Annotated in this window: 22 protein-coding genes and 1 pseudogene; 7 read left to right on the top strand and 16 right to left on the bottom strand. The window is 55.3% G+C overall.

Annotated features, from left to right (window positions below; genetic code table 11):
* Positions 1-41 precede the first annotated feature (41 nt).
* Positions 42-2,735, top strand: coding sequence for a DNA mismatch repair protein MutS (mutS, locus tag ACFQUU_RS26560; RefSeq protein ID WP_382251222.1), 2,694 nt, complete (start codon positions 42-44; stop codon positions 2,733-2,735).
* Positions 2,732-3,661: a hypothetical protein gene (locus tag ACFQUU_RS26555; RefSeq protein ID WP_382251219.1), complete on the top strand. Its 930-nt coding sequence runs from the start codon at positions 2,732-2,734 to the stop codon at positions 3,659-3,661. Before mutS ends, ACFQUU_RS26555 begins: the two co-directional genes overlap by 4 nt.
* A 260-nt stretch (positions 3,662-3,921) precedes the next feature.
* Here the strand turns inward: ACFQUU_RS26555 and ACFQUU_RS26550 are convergent, their stop codons facing one another.
* Complete coding sequence (locus tag ACFQUU_RS26550; protein ID WP_382251216.1) at positions 3,922-4,461, bottom strand: peptidylprolyl isomerase; 540 nt, start codon at positions 4,459-4,461, stop codon at positions 3,922-3,924.
* 85 nt (positions 4,462-4,546) lie between these two features.
* Between ACFQUU_RS26550 and ACFQUU_RS26545 the strand changes: the two genes are divergently transcribed.
* Together ACFQUU_RS26545 and ACFQUU_RS26540 are read left to right on the top strand one after the other, a co-directional pair.
* Positions 4,547-5,668, top strand: a complete 1,122-nt coding sequence (locus ACFQUU_RS26545) for a JmjC domain-containing protein (protein WP_382251214.1) — start codon at positions 4,547-4,549, stop codon at positions 5,666-5,668.
* Positions 5,669-5,871: 203 nt separating this feature from the next.
* Positions 5,872-6,144, top strand: coding sequence for a hypothetical protein (locus ACFQUU_RS26540; protein ID WP_382251212.1), 273 nt, complete (start codon positions 5,872-5,874; stop codon positions 6,142-6,144).
* Between the two features lie 71 nt (positions 6,145-6,215).
* On the opposite strand, the gene ACFQUU_RS26535 is transcribed toward ACFQUU_RS26540, so the two are convergent.
* From ACFQUU_RS26535 to ACFQUU_RS26485, 11 genes are all read right to left on the bottom strand, one after another.
* Positions 6,216-6,710: a response regulator gene (locus ACFQUU_RS26535; RefSeq protein WP_382251211.1), complete on the bottom strand. Its 495-nt coding sequence runs from the start codon at positions 6,708-6,710 to the stop codon at positions 6,216-6,218.
* A gap of 269 nt (positions 6,711-6,979) precedes the next feature.
* Positions 6,980-7,759 (bottom strand): MBL fold metallo-hydrolase, encoded by a 780-nt coding sequence (locus ACFQUU_RS26530; protein WP_382251210.1) that lies wholly within the window; start codon positions 7,757-7,759, stop codon positions 6,980-6,982.
* 13 nt (positions 7,760-7,772) lie between these two features.
* Positions 7,773-8,921, bottom strand: coding sequence for an outer membrane protein assembly factor BamC (gene bamC, locus ACFQUU_RS26525; protein WP_382251209.1), 1,149 nt, complete (start codon positions 8,919-8,921; stop codon positions 7,773-7,775).
* 48 nt (positions 8,922-8,969) lie between these two features.
* Entirely contained in the window at positions 8,970-9,848 is an 879-nt protein-coding gene (gene dapA, locus ACFQUU_RS26520) for a 4-hydroxy-tetrahydrodipicolinate synthase (RefSeq protein WP_382251207.1), read from the bottom strand.
* An 84-nt stretch (positions 9,849-9,932) separates the two neighbouring features.
* Positions 9,933-10,532, bottom strand: a complete 600-nt coding sequence (locus ACFQUU_RS26515; RefSeq protein WP_382251205.1) for a class I SAM-dependent methyltransferase — start codon at positions 10,530-10,532, stop codon at positions 9,933-9,935.
* A 16-nt stretch (positions 10,533-10,548) separates the two neighbouring features.
* Positions 10,549-11,757 (bottom strand): tryptophan--tRNA ligase, encoded by a 1,209-nt coding sequence (locus ACFQUU_RS26510; protein WP_382251203.1) that lies wholly within the window; start codon positions 11,755-11,757, stop codon positions 10,549-10,551.
* 5 nt (positions 11,758-11,762) lie between these two features.
* Positions 11,763-12,422, bottom strand: a complete 660-nt coding sequence (locus ACFQUU_RS26505) for a site-2 protease family protein (RefSeq protein WP_382251240.1) — start codon at positions 12,420-12,422, stop codon at positions 11,763-11,765.
* Positions 12,423-12,548: 126 nt separating this feature from the next.
* Positions 12,549-13,172, bottom strand: coding sequence for an L-threonylcarbamoyladenylate synthase (locus ACFQUU_RS26500; RefSeq protein ID WP_382251201.1), 624 nt, complete (start codon positions 13,170-13,172; stop codon positions 12,549-12,551).
* A gap of 51 nt (positions 13,173-13,223) precedes the next feature.
* Positions 13,224-14,105, bottom strand: coding sequence for a protease HtpX (gene htpX, locus ACFQUU_RS26495; RefSeq protein ID WP_382251199.1), 882 nt, complete (start codon positions 14,103-14,105; stop codon positions 13,224-13,226).
* A gap of 114 nt (positions 14,106-14,219) precedes the next feature.
* Entirely contained in the window at positions 14,220-15,056 is an 837-nt protein-coding gene (locus ACFQUU_RS26490; RefSeq protein ID WP_382251197.1) for a 3',5'-nucleoside bisphosphate phosphatase, read from the bottom strand.
* Positions 15,057-15,154: 98 nt separating this feature from the next.
* Positions 15,155-16,027: an alpha/beta fold hydrolase gene (locus ACFQUU_RS26485; protein ID WP_382251195.1), complete on the bottom strand. Its 873-nt coding sequence runs from the start codon at positions 16,025-16,027 to the stop codon at positions 15,155-15,157.
* Between the two features lie 112 nt (positions 16,028-16,139).
* Here ACFQUU_RS26485 and ACFQUU_RS26480 point away from each other — a divergent pair, with 112 nt between their 5' ends.
* Entirely contained in the window at positions 16,140-17,822 is a 1,683-nt protein-coding gene (locus ACFQUU_RS26480; protein ID WP_382251193.1) for an acyl-CoA synthetase, read from the top strand.
* A gap of 310 nt (positions 17,823-18,132) precedes the next feature.
* Here the strand turns inward: ACFQUU_RS26480 and ACFQUU_RS26475 are convergent, their stop codons facing one another.
* Both ACFQUU_RS26475 and ACFQUU_RS26470 read right to left on the bottom strand, forming a co-directional pair.
* Positions 18,133-18,540 (bottom strand): hypothetical protein, encoded by a 408-nt coding sequence (locus ACFQUU_RS26475; RefSeq protein WP_382251191.1) that lies wholly within the window; start codon positions 18,538-18,540, stop codon positions 18,133-18,135.
* Positions 18,541-18,602: 62 nt separating this feature from the next.
* Positions 18,603-19,430 carry a ferritin-like domain-containing protein gene (locus ACFQUU_RS26470; protein WP_382251189.1) on the bottom strand — a complete coding sequence of 276 codons (828 nt, stop codon included), beginning with the start codon at positions 19,428-19,430 and terminating at the stop codon, positions 18,603-18,605.
* A 55-nt stretch (positions 19,431-19,485) separates the two neighbouring features.
* Between ACFQUU_RS26470 and ACFQUU_RS26465 the strand changes: the two genes are divergently transcribed.
* Positions 19,486-20,010, top strand: coding sequence for a gamma carbonic anhydrase family protein (locus ACFQUU_RS26465; RefSeq protein WP_382251187.1), 525 nt, complete (start codon positions 19,486-19,488; stop codon positions 20,008-20,010).
* Between the two features lie 2 nt (positions 20,011-20,012).
* Positions 20,013-20,945 (top strand): Hsp33 family molecular chaperone HslO, encoded by a 933-nt coding sequence (gene hslO, locus ACFQUU_RS26460; RefSeq protein ID WP_382251185.1) that lies wholly within the window; start codon positions 20,013-20,015, stop codon positions 20,943-20,945.
* Positions 20,946-21,223: 278 nt separating this feature from the next.
* Here hslO and ftsB read toward each other — a convergent pair whose 3' ends face one another.
* Both ftsB and eno read right to left on the bottom strand, forming a co-directional pair.
* The gene (gene ftsB / locus ACFQUU_RS26455) at positions 21,224-21,565 is read right to left on the bottom strand and encodes a cell division protein FtsB (protein WP_382251183.1); all 342 of its coding nucleotides are present in this window, start codon (positions 21,563-21,565) and stop codon (positions 21,224-21,226) included.
* A 299-nt stretch (positions 21,566-21,864) separates the two neighbouring features.
* A pseudogene (gene eno, locus ACFQUU_RS26450) lies at positions 21,865-22,317 on the bottom strand (phosphopyruvate hydratase); the annotation flags it as partial.

The following is a 22,317-nucleotide window of genomic DNA, read 5'->3' as shown; positions in this document are numbered from 1 at the left end:
AAATGGCGGTCAATATTTGCCTTTGAATAAGAAAGTCCGGAATGGCATTAGCATCTGTACCCGGGAAGAATGGAATTCAACCTTCCCGCCCTGACGAAGCGCTGGAGAAACACACCCCCATGATGCAGCAGTATTTACGCATCAAGGCGGATCATCCGGGCACCCTGCTGTTTTATCGGATGGGTGATTTCTACGAGCTATTCTTCGACGATGCGGAGAAGGCGGCACGCATGCTGGGCATCACCCTGACCCAGCGCGGAACGTCGAATGGTAATCCGATCAAGATGGCAGGTGTACCTTTCCATTCCGCGGACCAGTATCTGGCGAAGCTGATCAAATTCGGCGAGTCGGTGGCCATCTGCGAGCAAATCGGCGACCCCGCAACCAGCAAGGGTCCGGTCGAGCGCAAAGTCATCCGCGTCATTACACCAGGCACGCTAACCGATTCCGACCTACTTCCCGAAAAATCGGACCGACCGTTGCTCGCGGTTTGTACGATTACGCAGCGCAAGACAGTCACAGTCGGTCTGGCATGGTTATCAATGGCAAGCGGCGCACTGAAGCTCATGGAATTTGCCGGCGATGCCCGTGGATTCGATGCACGTCTGAAGCAGGAACTTGAACGGATTGCCCCGGCAGAAATCCTGCTTACAGATGACGTCGGCTTGATGCATATCCAGTCCGGCACCGGCAAATTTACGTCTGTGCCGCAATGGCACTTCGATCCGGAAAGCGGCCGGAAGGCGCTGCTCGATCAGCTCTCGGTATCGACATTGTCAGGTTTTGCAGCCGAAGGATTGACCGCAGCCATTGGGGCTGCCGGTGCCCTGCTGCGTTACGCGCAGTCTACACAGGGTAAGGGCCTGCAACATGTGCGAACCCTCGCCGTCGAAGCTGAAAATGAATTCATTGGACTTGACGCGCCGACTCGGCGCAACCTTGAACTGACAGAGACCCTACGCGGCTCTGACGATACGTCGTCCCCCACGCTTTTCTCGCTGCTCGACCACTGCCGTACCGCGATGGGCTCACGCTTGCTGCGTCACTGGTTGCATCATGCGAAACGCGACCAGAACGTTGCTCGCTCGCGCCATGCCGCACTCAACGCACTGATGCGTGCCGATGCATCATCGGGCCTGTCCACCACGCTGGCTGCCGTCCCGGATATTGAACGCATTACGACGCGTATCGCGCTGCTGTCCGCGCGCCCACGTGACCTGGCCGGCATGCGCAACGGCCTGCAGCAGTTGCCGTCGCTACGTGCCTATGTAGCGATGTGCAATAAAGACGCCGATGCACCGCTGCTGAAAGCGATACACGATGCGCTGGCGACGCCGTCCGAATGCCTTGACCTGATTGAGCGTGGCATTGCGCTTGAGCCCGCCGCGATGGTGCGCGACGGCGGTGTGATCGCGCGTGGTTATGACACCGAACTCGACGAACTGCGCGCGCTGTCGGAAAATGCCGGCCAGTTCCTGGTGGAACTCGAAACACGCGAACGCGCCCGGACCGGCATCGCCAACCTGCGTGTCGAATACAATAAAGTACATGGCTTCTACATTGAAGTAACGCACGGGCAAACCGATAAGGTGCCCGACGATTACCGTCGTCGCCAGACGCTCAAGAACGCGGAGCGTTACATCACTCCGGAGTTGAAAGCGTTCGAAGACAAGGCCTTGTCGGCACAAGAACGTGCACTGGCACGGGAGAAATTCTTATACGACAAACTGTTAAATGAATTGGCGCCGCATATCGGTACATTGCAGTCGATTGCCCATGCACTGGCCGAACTCGATACACTGGTTGCATTGGCGGATCATGCGATGCGCAATAACTGGTGCGCACCGCAACTCGTGTCCGAGCCGCGCATATTCATCGAGCAGGGACGGCATCCGGTCGTTGAAAACCAGATTGAACGCTTCATTGCCAATGACTGTGAACTGAGTAACGAACGCAAGCTGATGCTGATTACCGGACCCAACATGGGCGGGAAATCGACTTTCATGCGTCAGGTTGCCCTGATCACCCTGCTCGCCTATATCGGCAGCTTTGTACCGGCGACACATGCGGTGATCGGACCCATCGATCGTATTTTTACACGCATCGGGGCGGCGGATGATCTTGCAGGTGGCCGCTCGACGTTCATGGTGGAAATGACCGAATCCGCTGCCATCCTGAACAATGCCACAGAGCATTCGCTGGTGCTCATGGATGAAGTTGGAAGGGGAACTTCGACCTTTGACGGACTTGCGCTGGCATGGGCAATCGCACGTCATCTGATTGACACCACACGCAGCTTTACCTTGTTCGCGACCCATTATTTCGAACTGACGCAACTTCCGGAATCCCATCCCTCCGCCGTGAATGTGCATTTGTCGGCAGTCGAACACAAGGACAGCATCGTTTTTCTGCACGCGGTCCAACCCGGTCCGGCCTCTCAAAGCTATGGCTTGCAGGTCGCTCAGCTTGCTGGCGTCCCGCAATCAGTGATCAAGGCGGCACGCAAACATCTTGCCACGCTCGAGGCCCATTCGGTACAAGCCACGCCACAGTTTGATCTGTTTGCGTACAACAGCGCACCGCCGGAGGAGGACGAGCCGAACACCGAACCGGAACGATCCGATACGGTCACAGCCCTACTGGAGGCGCTTGGCGAAACAGATCCCGATGCCTTGTCGCCACGTGAAGCACTTGATGTGCTCTATCGACTGAAACGCCTGGCCGGAAAAGAATGAATAAAAGGATTTTTCAAGGTCTGGCATTGTGTGGGTTGTTGTCACTCAGTGTCGGCGTTAGCGCGCAGGAAGAAGGTTTCAGCTTCGGCGTGCTATCGCACGTCATCCGTAATGCGGCCGACGAAGCGAATCTGCGCGAGGGCGTGGAAGCTAGCGATGCGGAGAACTTGGCATTCGTTGTGGTAAACGGTATCAAGGGTAGTGCCGAACCATGCACAGACAAGCTTTACCAGCGTCGCAAAGCCATGCTTCATCAAGCAAAGAATGGCCTTATCGTCTCGCTCGCGGCAAGTGATTGGGCTGAGTGCAAACAAGCGAACGGAAAGTCCGCAGCAGTCAGCAAGTTGAGTCTGATGCGCGAACTCATGTATGGCGATGAATTCTCCATAGGCGATAGCAAAATCCCGGTTCTGCGGCAATCCACCATCGCCAAGTTTCGCGATTTTGCGGAAAACGCGCGTTGGGAAATCGCAGGCACCATGTTTGCCACGATCAATCTACCGCGTAATAACAATCACTATGTTGTCGATGCCGGACGCAACAGTGAATTCGAAGACCGTCTAGTAGCCAACCGGGAATGGTTGAATCGTGTTTTCACATATGCGACACGGCGCAAGATGGACGGCATCGTTCTGTTCTGTGATGGCAATCCGTTGTCTGTGCCGCGTGCCGGCACAGTGCAGCGAGACGGCTACGCGGAGACTCGCAAGCAAATCAAGGCTCTTGCCGCCAAATTTCCGGGCAAGGTGCTGATCATACACAGCCAGTCTGGCCGTGACACGCCTGCCAACACCATACATTGGCAGGGCAATCTTGGCGAGCTCGATGCTGGAACAGGTTGGACCAAGCTCACAGTTCACCAATCCGGGCCGGAACTATTCAGCTTTAGCACGCCGGCCACACAGACATCAGGTGGCACTCGTTAAAGAGAAAATCACTTCAAGGCTTACGCAAGATTTGCGCTGACACGCGACATCGGCAATTGTGATGCATGACCAATGGCTCAAGGGGAAGAAGATAAGCGCAAGATGCACTTATCTATCCGACCAAGATCCCGGATCACCGCTAACACCTAGGACGGCCAACGGTGACCATACGTACTCAGGCAGTCCCTGGCCCGCCTTTGCATGGTGCCCATTCCCTCTCTAGGTGAAGCCGGCGAGGGAATGGGCACCATGCGTACAAATCAATGAATCGGATGGCTGCGGAACTGATCTCCTTCGTCACCTTCGAGATCATCATGATGGTGTCCATGTGCACCATGGACATGACCGTGCGAGATTTCCTCGTCCGTTGCAGCACGCACTTCAGCTACATTCAAATTAAAGCGTAATGCCATGCCGGCCAAGGGGTGATTGCCGTCGAGAACCACTTTATCGTCTGCAATATCGGTCACGGTAAAGATCAGCGATTCATTCCCCGATTCAGTGCTGTCAGGCGTCCCTTCGAACTGCATACCGACCTCGATCGGCTCAGGCAGACGATTGCGTGGTTCAATCTTGATCAGATCGGAATCGTATTCGCCAAATGCATCTTCCGGCTCAACCTGAATCGTGGTTTCATAACCCGCGTCCTTGCCGTCCAGCGCCTCTTCGATCTTGGGCAGCGTGTTTTCATAGCCGCCGTGGAGATACACCATCGGCTCCTGGCTTTCCTCGATCAGATTGCCCTGAGCATCTGAAAGTTTGTAGTGGACAGTCACTACCGTGTTCTTGGCAATCTTCATGGCGTTTCCTTTCATGTGAACATTCACGCAAATTATACCGGCAGAGGGCAATAGCCATACTTATCTCTATCTATATAATGCCGGCATGGATAATTTCAGTGTACTCGGCGAACTTACGCCGCAAAAATTCCTTCGTGACTACTGGCACAAGCAGCCGCTGCTGATACGCCAGGCCATACCCGGATTCAAACCCTTGCTCAGCCGAGAAGCCTTGTGCGAAATGGCAGCGCAGGACGACGTCGAGTCTCGCCTCATTACCCACTTCGATGGAACGTGGCAGATGCAAAGCGGGCCAATGCAACGCCTTCCCTCTGTCCGAAAAAAAGAATGGACGCTACTGGTGCAGGGAGTCAACTTGCATAATGACGCTGCCGACGCGCTTCTCCAGCAATTCCGCTTTATCCCTGATGCACGTCTGGATGACCTGATGATCAGCTATGCGACTGATCAGGGTGGTGTCGGTCCCCACTTCGATTCATATGACGTGTTTTTGTTGCAGGCCCACGGACGACGCCGTTGGAAAATCAGTGCGCAAGACGACCTCGATCTGGTCGAAGGCATGCCTTTGAAGATACTGAAGAATTTCCAGCAGGAAGAGGAATACATTCTCGAACCGGGCGATATGCTCTACCTACCGCCGCATTATGCCCACGATGGCATTGCGGAAGGTGAATGCATGACCTATTCGATCGGCTTTCGTGCACCGCCTTTCCAAGAGCTGGGCGAAGCATTTTTACAGTTCATGGCGGATTCGGTTGACCTGCCCGGGCGCTACGCAGACCCTGCCCTCACGACGACGAAACATCCGGCCGAAATTAGCCGCGACATGATTTCGGTCGTAGCGACCGAACTCGAAAAAATTCGTTTTACTAACGATGATGTCACTATTTTCCTAGGCGAGTATTTAACTGAACCCAAGGCAAATGTCTTCTTTGACGCACCGGCAAAGCCTCTTAGCCCGGCGAAGTTTGCGCAAGCCGCGCAAAGACGAGGCATCAGGCTTTCCCGTAAAACACGCATGCTGTATCGCGGTCGAAATGTTTTCGTTAATGGCGAATCATTTTCTGTCGATGCAGCTGACAAAAAACTCCTTGTGACGATGGCCGACAATCGTAGCTTGTCAGGACCGGAAGTAGCCATGGCGTCATCCGATGTGATGGAAGCGCTGACGCTCTGGTACGAAGACGGATGGATAATTGTTTCTTAATTGAATCAATCGTTGCAAGCTTACAAAAACCTTACTGAAAGGTAACCGGCATATGTGTTGTTGCAGGAAAAACGCTATAATTGCGAGTTAGGAAGTTTTCAATGTGTGCATCGCAACATAAATACGAAAACGCCTACCGAGCGATAATTACCGGTAATTATTCATCGCATAATTTTTTATAAAAAACTTTTTAAGGGAAATCCATGAAAAAGACTCTGTTGATCGCCTCCCTGCTGGCTGTTGCTCTGGCTGCTTGCGGTAAGAAAGAAGAAGCTGCTGCTCCAGCACCGACACCTGCACCGGCTGCTGCTGCTCCTGCAGCTTCCGAACCAGCACCGGCTCCGGCTGCTGCTGCACCGGCTGCTGACGCTGCTGCTCCGACAGCTGCTGCTCCGGCTGCTGACGCTGCTGCTCCTGCAGCTTCGGCTCCCGCTGCTTCCGCACCGGCTGCTACTGACGCTCCTGCATCCAAGTAATCCCGGATTGCTAAAGAAAAGCCGGCCTTCGGGCCGGCTTTTTTATTGATCAACGCTTTATCGAAAAATTTCTAGCTTCCTGCTTTCAGCAATTTAACAATATCTTCTAGTCTGTATGGTTTGCTGAGAAACGCAAAGTCATAAATTGACCCGTGTCCGGCTGATATTGCCTCTTGCGGATAACCTGAAACCAAAATGATTTTCATAGAGGGGTAAAGCTTACGGGTTTCATGCCCGAGCTGGATACCGTTCATTCCCGGCATTACGACATCCGTGAATAGCAGATCGAAGTCAGGTGTATCTCTCAGAGTTTCAAGCGCCTCGTCACCACTGGTGGCGGTATGGACTTCAAAGCCCCACTGCCGAAACAGCACTGCAGCCAAATCCAAAAGGTCCAGATTGTCATCGACAAGCAAGACCTTGTAGCTACTGGTCTCGCTTCGTGAAAAGTCTCTTTGCTTGCCGTGCAGAATTAACCCTGCTTGGTTTGACTTGTTATTGTGTGGCAAGACTACTGGGGCTTGGGCGTATGTTGGTAGAGTTATCATGTATCCGCGACCGTTCATTGGGCTTACTGGTTTCTTGGACCGGAGATGTACATGTCGCTCTGGGTTGCGTTTTCGACAGTGCCAATTTCCACCTTAGTGTTCCTCCTGTGCGATAAAGCAGATGCCCTCAATGAACATCTGATACCAAGACCTACATAAGTTCATATCGTTTTGATGTTCCTAATGCACGTCGTCGACGTCGTGAATCGGTCGCAACAATGGTATGAAGAAAAGGCCTAATTGAAAGGGACATCGCCGTCAAAATCAATACCTTGTTAGAACTCGCTTTACTCTTCTAAGGAAATCCAGCCGAATCCTTCGTCCTGGCAAGCAATCATTACCTGAGCCGCCTCACCGTCGACTACGCTGCACAATGCGGCCCTGGCGAGTTCCGGCGTGTTGTTCTGCTGACTGAGGTGCGCACCAACCACGATCTTCAATCGAGAACGGTCGACCGCTCCCAAGATCTCTGCGGTTGCATCATTCGATAAATGGCCGTACGCACCGCCGATTCGGTTGCGCAATGACTGAGGATAGGTTGAATTGGCCAGCATCTGGCGGTCATGGTTACACTCAAGAACCAAGGCATCGCAGCCGCTCAAGGTCTGCGTAAGATGTGGTGTCGCCTGACCGGCATCTGTCAATACGCCCAGCCTGAAGCGACTATCCTGAATAACGTACTGGACCGGTTCGCGCGCGTCATGCGGAACGGTATAGGGAATGAGGTTAAGCTCGCCGATGTGGACTGTCTGACCGTCGCGACAAAAATGGTAATCGACTCCGTCGCAGTCTTTGCGAACCGCCTGGAAGGTGCCATAGGAAAGCCATACCGGAATTGCGTGTCGCCGCGCAAACCTGAAAACACCGCCGACATGGTCCTGGTGCTCATGAGTGACTACTATGCCGGCAAGGTCAGCAGCAACCAATCCGAGCCGCTGAAGGCGACGTTCGGTTTCCTTGATGTTGAATCCGCAATCCAGCATGACCGTTGTGCGGCCGATGCTGGAAGCGGTTGAAATCAGCAGTGCGTTGCCTTCACTACCACTTCCGAGACTGGCAAATTTCAATACGTTTCTGGCTTTACTTAAGTTGCTCGTTCAGGAGGGACAGGATCCGGTCCGCAGTCTGCGATGTCTCCGGACGTCCTTCGTTGTTCAGGACCGCTATTTGACTAGTCGTGCCGGCACCCTTTACCGAAACACGGTAACGGGGCGCAGTACGTGCCTTGTCATCACTGGAGCCAAACGAGAAGAGTTTAGAGAAAAATCCCTGATCGCCTTTTTTCGAATCGGTGTCAGGATCTACGTATCGCACGAAGTACATGCCTTGAGTGCGGTCACGATCTTCTACGGTGAAGCCGACACGATCAAGCGCCAGGCCGACGCGGCGCCAGGCACGGTCAAAACCTTCGTCTACTTCGACGTAACCGCCATTCTGACCTTTGACCAGTTTCGAACGTGTCGGTTGCGCTGCCGCGTTGGCGACGGTCGCTTTCGCGCGCGTGGAGTCCGCGCCGAGGCGTGTCATCAGGCGGGTGAGAAATTCAGCCTCGAGTTCAGGATCTGACGGTCGCGGTGTCCAGGTGGTGCTTTCCTTCTGCTGGCCGACGAGTACTTCCTGCATGCCGCGATGGCTGATAAAGATCTCGGTAGAACCATCCGCCGCTCGTTCCAGACGAGTACGGAACTTGTCACGTTCGCCGGTGGAATACAGCGAATCCAGTGCCTTGCCGATCGTGCTGCGGATAAAGTCTTGCGGGATCTTTGCGCGATTTTCCGCCCAGTCGGTTTCCATGACGCCTGCCTGAGGCGCTTCCTGTACCAGCAGGAAGCCTGAGTCTTGCCAGAAGTCCTTGATTTGCGGCCAGAGTACTTCCGGCGATGCCTTGATGACCAGCCAGCGCTGACTACCTTCACGCACAACACGCATGTCCTGCGTTGCGGTTGGCGCAACAGTGGTGGCCGCCGCAGGACTGGTGGTCTGCTGCAGGGTATAGCCCGATGCGGTTGCAGTGCCACGGTTCGCTTCAGGGATCGCATAACGATTTTCGCGTTGCAACTGGGTCAGGTCCGGCGGAACTTCCAGCGAAGGGGCCTTCCCGGCGCTTTTGTACTCTACACGGTTGGGCTCGAGGATGTCCCCGATGGTGCTGCAGCCAGCAAGGCCGGCAAACGCCATTGCGTAAATCAATCCACGTTGAGCCAGGTAAGAGTGCTTGCGAATAGTCATGTCGATACTGAATGAAATAGTTTTAATTATCTGCGGTCTGCGCGGCGCTTATTGTAATACACCCGATTCGCGCAAAGCGGCGCGTACCGTTTCATGGTAATCCGCACCGAGCGGAGCGAGCGGCAAACGAATCCCCTCCGGCATCATGCCCATTTCGGTCAGAGCCCATTTCACCGGGACCGGATTAGGCTCGACAAACAGCTTGTTATGCAGTGGCAGCATGCGATTGTTGATGGCGACCGCTTCGGCGACCCGACCATTCATCGCAGCGATGCACAACTCATGCATCGCGCGCGGCGCGACGTTCGCGGTAACGGAAATATTGCCTTTGCCGCCGCAGAACATCAGCGCCATTGCCGTCGGATCGTCGCCCGAATACACCGCGAACGATTTTGGAGCAAGGCGAATCAGGTCGGTGCCGCGGCCGATATTACCGGTCGCGTCCTTCACGCCGATGATGCCAGGTACCTGGGCCAGGCGCAGGATCGTGTCGTTTGCCATATCAGCGACGGTACGGCCGGGAACGTTATACAGAATCACAGGCAGGTCGACCGACTCGGCAATCTTGCGGAAGTGGAGATACATGCCTTCCTGTGTCGGACGATTATAGTAAGGCACGACCTGCAGCGATGCGTCGGCACCGACTTCCTTGGCATAACGGGTCAGCTCGATTGCTTCAGTGGTCGAATTGCCGCCGGTGCCGGCAATAATGGGAATGCGCTTTGCCGTATGCTCGACGGCGACCTTGATCAGTTCGCAGTGTTCTTCGACCGAAACAGTCGGCGACTCGCCGGTCGTACCGACGATAACAATGCCGTCAGTCCCTTCGGCGATGTGCCAATCGATCAGTTTCCGCAGCCCTGGCAGGTCAAGACTGCCGTCTGCGTGCATGGGAGTGACGATTGCAACTATGCTGCCCTGAATCATGATGATGTAATTGGGTAAGAATAGAAAGGCTTGATTGTAGCGGATAGCCTGCTCCCGTGGGGCAATCAGGCTTGTGTTGGAGCGTCAAAACAAGCGTAGCCGCTCGGCAGACGGGACAGGCGGAACTTTGAGGAGGCAAATGCGCTGGATCATGGCTGGTCTGGGCGTATCGACAAAGCCGTCTTCATAAGCGATGACCCGCAGCGTTTTATCTGCCCTCACAGTCAGGTCAAGCAGTTCGCCGGGTTCCAACAGAAACGCCGGGTTGGAAGGCTTGCCAAACTGCTCATTTCCCATCGCAAAAGTCTCATAGATCAGTACGCCGCCTGGGGCGAGGCTGTCAAGGAAATGCGGAAACAGTGGACGGTGCAAGTAGTTTGTCACCACGATGCCGCTAAAGAAATGATCTTTAAATGGCCAAGGTGCAGGTGCAGGGCCGCCACCTTCGAGATCGGCTTGCATCGTTTTTATCCGTGGTCCCGCCGCGCGCTGCAAGACATCCGGATCGCGGTCAACAGCCAGTACGTCATGACCACGTGCGGCGAGAAAACGTGCGTGCCGGCCGCTTCCGCACGCAAGATCCAAAACCTCACCCTGTGGTATCAAGGCGGCAAAACGCACTACCCAGGACGATGGTGAATCGGTCCCGGGGTGCGTATGTGCAGTTGATTGCTTGCTGATCATTTGCCTGAATGAATCATCAGACGGAGGTATAACCAAGACCCATCGCCTCACGCACATCACGCATGGTTTCCTGCGCGAGCTTGCGGGCCTTGTCGCAGCCATCGGCCACAATGGCACGGACCAGCGAGGGATCGTCGAGATATTTCTGGGCACGCTCGCGCATCGGTTCCTGCTCGGCCAGCACAGCATCCACGATAGGCTGTTTGCACTCCAGGCAACCAATACCAGCAGAGCGGCACCCCTTCAATACCCAATCCTTGGTTTCTTCACCCGAGTACACCTTGTGCAACTGCCATACCGGGCATTTCTCGGGCTCACCCGGATCGGTACGACGTACACGTGCAGGGTCGGTCGGCATCGTACGGATTTTCTTGGTGACGCTTTCCTTGTCTTCGCGCAAGGTAATTGAATTCCCGTAGCTTTTGGACATTTTCTGACCGTCGAGGCCGGGGAGGCGTGAATCTTCCGTCAGGCGTGCTTGCGGCTCAACCAGGATTAATTTGCGGCTGCCTTCCAGATACCCGAACAGGCGCTCCCGGTCAATCATCGACAGGTTCTGCGCTTCGTCGAGCATGGCTTTGGCTTGTTCCAGCGCGTCGGCCTTGCCCTGCTCCTGGAATTCGGTACGCAATTCCGTGTACATGCGTGCGCGCTTGCTGCCTAGCTTCTTGATGGCTTCCTGCGCCTTTTCCTCGAAGCCCTTTTCCTTGCCGTACAGGTGATTGAAGCGGCGTGCGAGCTCGCGCATCATTTCGATATGCGGTATCTGGTCCTCGCCAACCGGCACCAGACTGGCGCGGTAGATCAGTACGTCCGCCGCCTGCAGCAATGGATAGCCAAGAAAGCCATAGGTTGCAAGGTCACGATCGGACAACTTCTCCTGTTGGTCCTTATAGGTCGGCACGCGTTCGAGCCAGCCGAGCGGTGTCGCCATGGACAGCAGAAGATGCAATTCCGCATGTTCGGGCACCCTGGACTGGATAAAGAGTGTGGCCTGCGCCGGATCCACGCCCGCAGCCAGCCAATCCACCACCATGTCCCAGGTACTGGTCTCGATAATGCTCGGATCGTCATAGTGAGTCGTCAACGCATGCCAGTCAGCCACGAAAAACAGGCAAGGCAATTCGGATTGCATCTTGACCCAGTTCTTGAGGGCGCCGTGATAATGGCCAAGGTGCATCGCACCGGTGGGACGCATGCCTGAAACAACGCGATCGGGATACATAATGTTCAGCTCAGAAAAATAGTGAGAGGGGAAACAATCAGCTTAATCGCTGAATGGGCAGCCGTCATGACGGGCACCATCCAGACATAGAGCACCTTCAGCAGCACCAGGCCCATCACGATAAAGAAACCATAGGGCTCGATTTGTGAAAACTTGTAGGCGAGACGATTCGGCAGCAGGCTGGTCAGCACCCTGCCCCCGTCCAGCGGCGGAATCGGAAAAAGATTAAAGGCGAACATGACCAGGTTAGACAACACGCCTGCCTGCGCCATGCGCATAAAAAAGGGCTCCTGAACATCACCCATGCTCAAGCCGATCGCAAAGATCATCCATAGCAAGGCCATGACAAAATTTGAAGCAGGTCCTGCCAGGGCCACCCAGGCCATATCTCGCTTGGGTTTGCGCAGGTTGGCGAAATTAACCGGGACTGGTTTGGCATAACCAAACAGAAAAGCACCGGACGTGCTGACATAAAGCAGGATCGGGATGAGGATGGTACCGAAAGGATCGATATGCTTAATCGGATTGAGGCTCATGCGGCCCTGCAGATACGCGGTCGAATCGCCAAGGAAGCGGGCTGCATAAGCATGGGAAGCTTCGTGCAGCGTAATCGCGAACAGCACCGGCAGTGCATAAACTGCAATTGTTTGAATTAGTTCATCCATGGCGGGGATTTTATCAGAGGGGGCGGAATTGCCCCGGCGGGCACAATTGCCTGGTATCAAGCATGGTCAGCGAAATGCGCTTATACCGGCGCATCGAAATCCATCAGACAACGTAACTCCGTATGGTTACAAGCCGAAGACTGCCGCATCTCCCCTTCCCTGCCGGACTAGTTCGGGCTCATCTCCGGTCAGGTCAATCACCGTGGTCGGCTCCAGACTGCAGGCGCCGCCGTCTATCACGAGCTCGACCTGGCGTCCGAGTTGGTCCCGCACGTCATCCGGATTGGTCAGCGGATCGCCTTCGCCGGGCAGGATGAGTGTCGTTCCCAGGAGCGGCTGACCAAGCTCTTCGAGCAGCCCACGGGCGATTGGGTTTTCCGGCACGCGCAAACCTATTGTCTTGCGCGACGGATGACTGAGCCGGCGTGGTACTTCCTTGGTTGCCTCGAGAATAACGGTATAGGGGCCCGGGGTTGCCGACTTGAGCAAACGGTACTGGCGATTGTCCACCTTGGCGTATTGGGAAATCTCACTCAGGTCGCGGCACAGCAAGGTCAGGTGATGTTTCTCGTCGACGCCGCGGATGCGGCGCAGGCGGTCAACGGCGGTTTTGTCGTCGAGATGGCAGACCAGCGCGTAGCACGAGTCTGTGGGCAACGCGACAATACCGCCGTCATGGATGATCTGCGCGGCTTGCTTGATTAGCCGCAGTTGCGGGTTTTCCGGATGGATCTGAAAAAATTGGCTCATAAAAAATAACGGCGGCCAGTGTGACCGCCGCCGTATGCAATAGGATAACGGTTAATGCGTACCCCGCAGTGCGGCGATACGAGCTTCGATTGGCGGATGACTGGAAAACAGGGCCGCGAAACCTGACCCGCCGCCGGTAATGCCAAACGAGCGGAAGTTCTGAGGCAGGCTTTCCTCCGACTGCAAACCACCCAGTCGTGCCAGCGCCCTGACCATTGGTTGCGGTGAGCCCAGCAACTTTGCCGAACCTGCGTCTGCACGAAATTCGCGATAGCGGGAGAACCAGGCAACAATGATCGATGCCAGTACGCCGAATACAATTTCGCACACGAAAACGGTGACCATGTAACCGATTCCCGGACCACGGTCGTCGTTGTTACGAAAGACTGCCTTGTCGATCGCATAGCCGACGACTCGGGCCAGGAAAATCACGAAGGTGTTGACGACGCCCTGGATGAGCGTCAGCGTCACCATGTCGCCGTTTGCGACGTGAGCTATCTCATGTCCGAGTACGGCTTCCACTTCGTCCTTGGTCATGCTTTCCAGCAGCCCGGTCGACACTGCCACCAGTGCCGAATTCTTGAAGGCGCCAGTTGCAAAAGCATTAGGTTCGCCGTCATACACCGCGACTTCCGGCATAGCAATGCCGGCCCGGTCGGCAAGGCGCTTGACGGTATCAACCAGCCACAATTCCGTCGACGATGACGGTGCGTCAATCACGCGGGCACCGGTCGACCACTTTGCCATTTGCTTGCTGATGAGCAGCGAAAAGATGGCCCCGGTAAAGCCTACGACCAACGAATAAATCATCAGGCTGCCCATGTTCAGCCCGTTCGCACTGAGGTAACGATTGACGCCGAGCAGTGACAGCACCGCCGACATGACCAGCATGACGGCGAGATTGGTTGCAATAAAGAGGAATATTCTTTTCATTCAAGCCTCCAGGGGATAAGCGCAGTGTAGATTGGTCCGCTTACGTAAAAATCAAGAGGCGTCATGATGCCACACCGCACGGTCTGGCGGTACGGTGATACGAAGCTAAAGGTTCTACAGGCGCCAGTCGTGCCAGACCGGGGTGACTGAAGGAGGCAAGTTGGGCAAGGCTCCCAGATCGACGTTCGACTCTTCCGGCGCATGGAAATCCGACCCACGCGATGCCAGCAAACCGTATTTCCTGGCGACTGTAGCGAACTGGCCATATTCGTCAGGTGTATGGCTTCCTGTCACGACTTCCACGCCGACACCGCCGTAGCGCTTGAACTCGTTCAGCAAGGCATCCAGCGCAACGTCATACAGATCGTAACGACCAGGGTGCGCAACGACCGCGATACCGCCGGCGCCTCGGATCCAACTGACAGCATCCTTGAGCGTGGCCCAGCGATGCGGGACATAACCGGGTTTGCCCTCGATCAGGTACTTGCTAAATACCTCCTGGACATCCTTGCAGATCCCAAGTTCGATAATGTAGCGGGCAAAGTGCGTGCGCGAAATAAGATCGGGATTGCCGACATGTTTGAGGGCACCTTCGAACGCATCCGGAATGCCGGCCTCGGCAAGCTGCGCCGCCATTTCGTGCGCCCTGCGTTCGCGGCCGCATCGAGTGCTGATCAGGCCCCGCCTGAGGTCTTCATTTTTGTCGTCGAATTGCAAACCGACGATATGGATGGTCTGCGAGGCCCAGGTGACGGAAATTTCCACGCCCGTCACGTAACGCATGCCGAGCCCAAGTGCGGCCTCGCGCGCCTCGGGGATGCCGTCGATCTCGTCATGATCGGTCAGCGCCCAGACGTCCACGCCGTTGGCCTTTGCGCGCGCCGCAACCTCCGCAGGCGGCAGCGCGCCATCGGATACGTTGGAATGGCAATGCAGGTCGACGTTCAGCATGGATACTTTTGGAAAGTGAATAAGACTTTATTGTACGCCGAAGTCGGCGACAGATACCGTCAGACACCTCTGTCCGCACTGCTTCTACACAAGAATTGCTACACAAAACCCTCGATCATGCCGGCCAGGATTTCCGGCTGATCATGATGTAGCATGTGACCGGCCTTGCTGATCATTTCCGTCCTGACATCGGGGATGAACTTGATGCGACGGTCAATTTCGACGCGCGCAGTTTCTTTGGGGCCCATCCAGCGCCATGCCTCGGTATCTTCCGCCTCGACCCAGAGCACGGGGGCGGTAATCGCCTTCCAGCAGGCTAGTGCCTCATCTTCGCGGTAGAGAATGGGGCTGATCAATTTGTGAGCAGGATCTCCGAGAATTTCCCATTCCCCTTGCGCATTCTTCGCTGACCAGTGGCCGGACAAGAAGCTCGCCCGTTCATCGGTAAGACGTGGATTGGTTTTTTGCAAGCGCGTGGCGACATCGGCCTGTGTTGCATAAGTCCGCATGGTGGGCGGCTCGCGCAGCTCGTCCAGCCATTTGGCGTAGCGCCCAGGCGCCTGCTCTGCCTTGGCTCCCCGCAAACCGAATCCTTCCAGATTGATCAGCTTGCGAACCCGCTGCGGGCGCACGCCTGCATAGAGTGTGACGACGTTGCCGCCCATGCTGTGCCCCAGCAGATTGACTGGCTCATTCGGCGAATAATGATCGAGGATCGCATCGAGATCGCCCATGTAGTCGGGGAACCAGTAACAATCTGCATCGGGCGCCTCGGTAAGGCCAAATCCCCGCCAGTCCGGAGCGATAACATGCCAGTCTTTTTTCAAGCAGTCGACCACGAACTGGAAAGACGCGGAAACGTCCATCCAGCCATGTACCATGAAGAGCTTTGGATTGCCTTCATTACCCCAATGACGAATATGATATTGCAGGCCGCGGACGGGAATGAATTCAGATCGAGAGGGTTTCATTAACTGGCGCAAGCTCGGGAAAAGGAAAAATCGGGATAAATCGGCATAATAGACACCATGCCAGATTTACAAAATAATAGAACGATCGTTCGATAATTATACCGGAGAGGATATGTCTTTTGCACCACGTCCAACGCAGCAAGATCGCTACGCAACGCTTTACAACGAATTTCGCTGGCATATTCCCGATCAATTCAATATCGCCGAGGTATGCTGTTCTCGCTGGGCAAGCGATCCTTCCCGTATTGCGATCTATTATGAGGATGACGATGGCAACACTGCTACGCTCAGCTATGCCGCCATGGACGCACAGGCCAATCGCCTTGCAGCGGCACTGCAGCGCCTCGGCATCGGCAAGGGCGACCGGGTAGCCATTGTCCTGCCGCAGCGCCCTGAAACTGCGGTGGTCCACATTGCCTGTTACTGTCTTGGGGCGATTGCCATGCCCCTATCCATTCTGTTCGGACCTGAAGCCCTCGAATACCGTCTGCAAAACAGCGAGGCAACCGTTGCCATCGTCGACCAGGCCGCACTGCAAAATCTGCAGGACTCGCGCGCCACCTGTCCGTCCCTCAAGCATGTGATCGGTATCGATTGCAAGGACGAGACCGTGCTGGACTGGAAAGCGCAGATCGCGGCATCGTCCGACACTTTTAAGCCCGTCAGCACGTTGCCGACCGACCCGGCAGTGTTGATTTACACCAGCGGAACGACCGGCGCCCCGAAAGGTGCACTGATTCCACATTCGGCCATCATTGGTAACCTGACCGGTTTTGTCGCCTCCCAAAACTGGTTTCCCCAGGACGGTGATGTATTCTGGTCACCCGCCGACTGGGCGTGGACAGGCGGATTGATGGACGCGTTACTGCCAACGCTGTATTTCGGCAGGCCGATTCTCGGTTATCGCGGACGGTTTTCTGCGGAAACTGCGTTTTACCTGATGGAAAAGTATGGCGTGACAAATACCTTCCTTTTCCCCACGGCGCTCAAAATGATGATGAAGGCCGTACCGGCACCGCGTGACCGCTACAAGCTAAAACTGCGTGCGATCATGAGCGCTGGCGAAGCTGTTGGCGACGCAGTGTTCAACTGGTGCGAAACCGCCTTGGGAGTCCCACCTAATGAGATGTTCGGCCAGACGGAAATGAATTACATCGTCGGCAACAGCATCCATCAGTGGCCCGCAAAGCCTGGCAGCATGGGTCGCCCCTACCCGGGCCACCGTGTTGCCGTCATCGATGATGCCGGCAATATCGTCAAGGCCGGAGAAATCGGCGAAGTGGCGCTCAACAAGACCGATATCCATGGCATGCCAGATCCGATCTTCTTTATCGGCTACTGGAAAAATCCCGATGCGACACGCAACAAATATACCGGCGACTGGTGTCGTACCGGAGACCTTGCCTTGGTCGATGAAGACGGTTATCTCTGGTATCAGGGGCGCGCGGACGATATGTTCAAGGCAGCAGGCTATCGCATCGGTCCATCCGAGATCGAAAACTGCCTGGTCAAGCATCCTGCTGTTGCCAATGTCGCTGTCGTTCCCAAGCCAGATGCGGAACGAGGGAATATCGTCAAGGCTTTTGTAGTACTTACCCCCGAGGTGGCACGCGGCAAGGAGCAGGATGACAAGCTGATTGCGGAGTTGCAAGCGCATGTGCGCGGCAAGCTCGCTCCGTACGAATATCCGAAGGAGATTGAGTTTATCGATGCCTTGCCAATGACAACCACCGGCAAGGTGCAGCGCCGAGTTTTGCGTGTGATGGAACAGGAACGCGCAGCAAAAGAGGCATGAATCGTTTGACTAACCAATTCATTTGACGAGCCAGTTTAGTCATGGTGTAACCGCGACCTTAACCAACAGCGTCGCGGAACGATGAACGTACACTGGCAGTTTCACACGCGGTTCCGGGAGCAGCACTTCTCACGGTTGCATCAGCGCTTGTGCCACTGATGCAACCAAGCTGGGTACGCCCGTCGTTAAGCAGCCAGCCAAGGACGCTCCAGGCAATTACGCCATGCTCCCTGCCGACCACCACCTACCTTGATTGCAGCCGTCCTTACGCTGCGAACGCGGAATCGACAGCGATGGCGAAACGAAAAACTTATTCTTTTTTCTGGGCGTCCTGCGCCTTGTCTTCGAGCTTTTGGCCTGCAGACTGCATGGTCTGACCGAGCTTCTCACCGACTTTGTTAAGTTCTTCGCCGGCCCGTGTTGCCGCCTGATCGAGTTGTGCGCCAGCCTTCTCGGCAGGGCCCTTTTCACCGGAGGCGACATCCTGCTTCTCACAGGCACTCAGACTGGCGGCGAAGATACCAATGACCATTAAGGAAAGTGCGGATCTGGAGTGTTTGAACATGGCTTGCCCCAATATGCTTGAACGAGTATGGCGATAACATCGCAACGACCATCGGTCTGGTTCGCGAGTTGCCCGAGGCAACTCTGCATTGCCGAAATGCCTGACTAATGCTGCTTCACAAAGAATGACCCGCTCGCCGGACTTAAGTTTCATCCCGTGTTTGCTCTTGCGCAATCACTTTACGACGCCTTAAAAACTGTTCAGTCCGGCTCACATCAGGGCAGCAACGCGGCGAGTTCGGCGTCACTGAACCCGGCGGCCCTGCGCGCTTCCATATTAAACGGGCCGCGCACAGGCGGCGCTTTATAGCGCGTGGCAAGTTCGGCGTACGTGACAATCGGGTCCAGCGAACGCTGTTTGCAGAGCCAGCCATACCAGCGATTGCCGATGGCCACATGTCCGATTTCATCACGAAGAATAATATCGAGGATCTCCGCAGCGGCCAGATCGCCGGCCTGTGCAAGCTTGGCCCTGACCGGCAGGGAAGCATCAAGACCTCGTGCTTCCAACGTCCGAGGTACAAGGGCAATGCGAGCGAGAATATCGTCGCTTGTTTTCTCCGCCATATCCCAAAGGCTATTGTGTGCAGGAAAATCGCCATACGAAAAGCCGAGCTGCTGCAAATGTGCGGAAAGCAGAGAAAAATGCATAGCCTCTTCAGCCGCTACCCTCAACCAGTCCACATAATAGTCCCGGGGCATTCCTGGAAACCGCCAGAGCGCGTCGAGTGCAAGGTTGATGGCATTAAACTCGATATGGGCAAGTGCATGCACCAATGCCGCCCTTCCCTTCGATGTCCGCATGGAACGGTGTTTCACCGCCAGCGGGGGAACAAGTTCGGGACGAAGTGGTCGCCCTGGGATCCTGCAGTCGGGAACAAGGTTAATTTGCTCATCGAGCCCGATTTCACCAGCTGCCCAATGCAAGGAAAGCGCTTTGACGCCATTCGCCTTGGCCGGCGGTTCCTGGATCTGCAGCCAGTAAAGCGCGGCACGACGAAGATCCTTGCAGGCAACAGTGGGGGCGGGTGAAGATGGATTCATGCGAGCGGCGGTAAAATGATGGTTTGGAACGACACTCTTCATTCTACGGAAATCCATGGCCATCTACCAATTGGGCGAACATTCGCCGGATATCGATCCCTCTGCTTATATTGCCGATACGGCGAACGTAATCGGCAAGGCCAAGATCGAAGCCAACGCGAGCATCTGGTTTGACGTCACCATTCGTGGCGACAACGAATTGATCACTATCAGTGAGAACAGCAACGTGCAGGAAGGCTGCATTCTGCACACTGATCCGGGCTTTCCATTGACTGTCGGAAAGAACGTTACCGTGGGACATCAGGCTATGCTGCATGGCTGCACGATTGATGAAGGGTCTCTGATCGGCATTCAGTCCGTCATTCTGAACGGCGCGAAAATCGGCAAAAATTGTCTGGTCGGCGCGGGTGCGCTGGTCACGGAAGGAAAAGAATTTCCGGACAATTCGCTGATCATCGGCTCTCCTGCAAAGGCCGTGCGAACACTGAGCGAAGAAGATATCGCACGCATGCATCGCAACACCGCCAACTACGTCAAGCGTGGGCAAATGTTTAAGCAAGAACTCAAACGAATCGGGTAAAGATGGAAACGACGGATACGCTGCAACGATTTATTTTCGAGAACGCCGCTGTGCGCGGAGAGTTCGTCGAAATCTCCGATACCTGGCGCCAGGTTCAGGCGCGCAAGGCCTATCCTGCCGCAGTGAGGACATTACTCGGTGAAATGACGGCCGCTGCAGCCCTGCTATCGGCGAACCTGAAATTCAATGGCATGCTTGTCATGCAGATGCATGGTGACGGACCGGTGCGCCTGTTGGTGGTGGAATGTGACTCTGACCTGCAATTGCGCGCCACAGCCAAGCTCGCTGACGATGCAGTCATTGATGACGAAGCCGGCCTGACCGAACTGGTCAACGCCAACGGTCATGGGCGCTTTGTGATCACACTGGATCCGAAAGATAAATTACCCGGACAACAGCCGTATCAGGGTATTGTGCCGCTGGATGGCGACACAGTGGCGGTCGTCATCGAAAACTACATGCTGCGTTCCGAGCAACTGGACACCAAGCTGTGGCTGGCTGCAGATGCGTCGGTTTCCCGCGGACTGCTCCTGCAGAAGTTACCGCATGAAGGCGGATCCGGAGCACAAGGTAACGACGATGCGCAGGCATGGAATCACACTGTCATGCTGGCCTCCACATTACGCAAGCAAGAAATGCTGACGACCGATATCAGCACCCTGATGCACCGTTTGTTCTGGGAAGAGACAATACGGGTGTTCGAACCGAGGCATCCTGGCTTTCATTGCAGCTGCACTCGAGAAAAAGTCGGCAACATGCTCAAAATGCTGGGCAAGGAGGAAGTCGATTCCGCCCTGGATGAGCTTGGCAAACTCGCTATTGATTGCGACTTTTGCGGACAGCACTACGACTTTGACAAGGTGGATTGCGCGCAGCTGTTTGCGACCGAGCATACAAGCGATGCGATTCAGCCTGCCGGTAATGTGCGGCACTAGAGCTTGTTTGATCAGCGCATCGACACAGGGTGCGCGATTAGCAGGAGCAATCAGCTTTAAGCACCTTGCGCACGCTGCTACAGCCTCCGTTCGCTCTCCTCAGCCATTTCATCTGGCCCTGCAGAATTGCAGAGGGGTGTTTTGCAGCCGCGATTTGAATGTCCATGAGCCCATGATGATCCGGTTCGCAAACTATATCGGATCACACGGCATTCAATGACGTAGGACTGATACCAATCCCCACCGAGCTCATGTTGCGTTATGGTTTGGGATTGGAATTAATTTCCCTTTTCGGCTTGAAGCGTTGTGGGTGCTGCGGGTGCTGCGGGTGCTGCGAGCGGAGCGCCGTTCGGATCGAGGATCTGAATGAAAATTTCGCCGTCCTTGATCATGCCAAGCTCATAACGGGCACGCTCTTCCACCGCTCCTGTACCTTCGCGCAAATCTTGTACTTCGGAGCCAAGTTTGGCATTACGCGCCTTGAGTTCATCATTCTTTTTCTGCGCTGCCGCCACTTGCTTGTCCAGATCCCATACACGCAGCCACCCTCCCTTGCCCATCCATAATGGGAACTGGATCAGGACCAGAAGTACAGCGAGGCTAATAGTGATGAGGCGCATGCCGTCATTGTAGTGGGGTAACAATAAAAAATGGGAGCCGCAGCTCCCATTTTTTGCTTCTGAGCGACATTCCTGTGTCGTCCGTACACCGTCACCAGGGCAGGTGTCGCGCTTTTGAAACGCTGTTGGGCATCCATACGGATCTCGGCCTACAACGCAACATAAGGCGTCTTTTTACCTGACTGCTTCCTTGAACTCGTCGTCAATAGCAATGCTGTTCACAACGAGTGCGCCGTATCAGTCAGAAGGACTCGTCAGATCTAAACCTCACGACGGGTCTGCATGAAGATTAAACAGTCTTAGCGCAAGTTATAAAACGCGCCACGCCCCGGATAGCTGGCGATGTCGCCGAGGTCTTCCTCGATACGCAGCAACTGGTTGTATTTGGCCATGCGGTCCGAACGCGACATCGAGCCGGTCTTGATCTGCAACGCATTGGTCCCCACCGCGATATCGGCAATCGTCGCATCCTCGGTTTCGCCCGAACGGTGCGAAATCACCGCGGTGTAACCGGCGCGCTTGGCCATCTCGATCGCCGCAAAGGTCTCGGTCAGCGTGCCGATCTGGTTGATCTTGATCAGGATCGAGTTGGCAATGTTCTTCTGGATGCCTTCGCGCAGGATCTTGGTATTGGTCACGAACAGGTCGTCGCCCACCAGCTGCACCTTCTTGCCCAGTGCATTGGTCAGCGTGGCCCAGCCGTCCCAGTCGTTTTCCGCCATGCCGTCCTCGATCGAGATGATCGGGTACTT

This window comes from Herbaspirillum sp. GCM10030257 (genome assembly GCF_042666555.1).
GTDB lineage: Bacteria > Pseudomonadota > Gammaproteobacteria > Burkholderiales > Burkholderiaceae_D > Noviherbaspirillum.
This window is presented reverse-complemented; position numbering and strand designations above follow the sequence as displayed.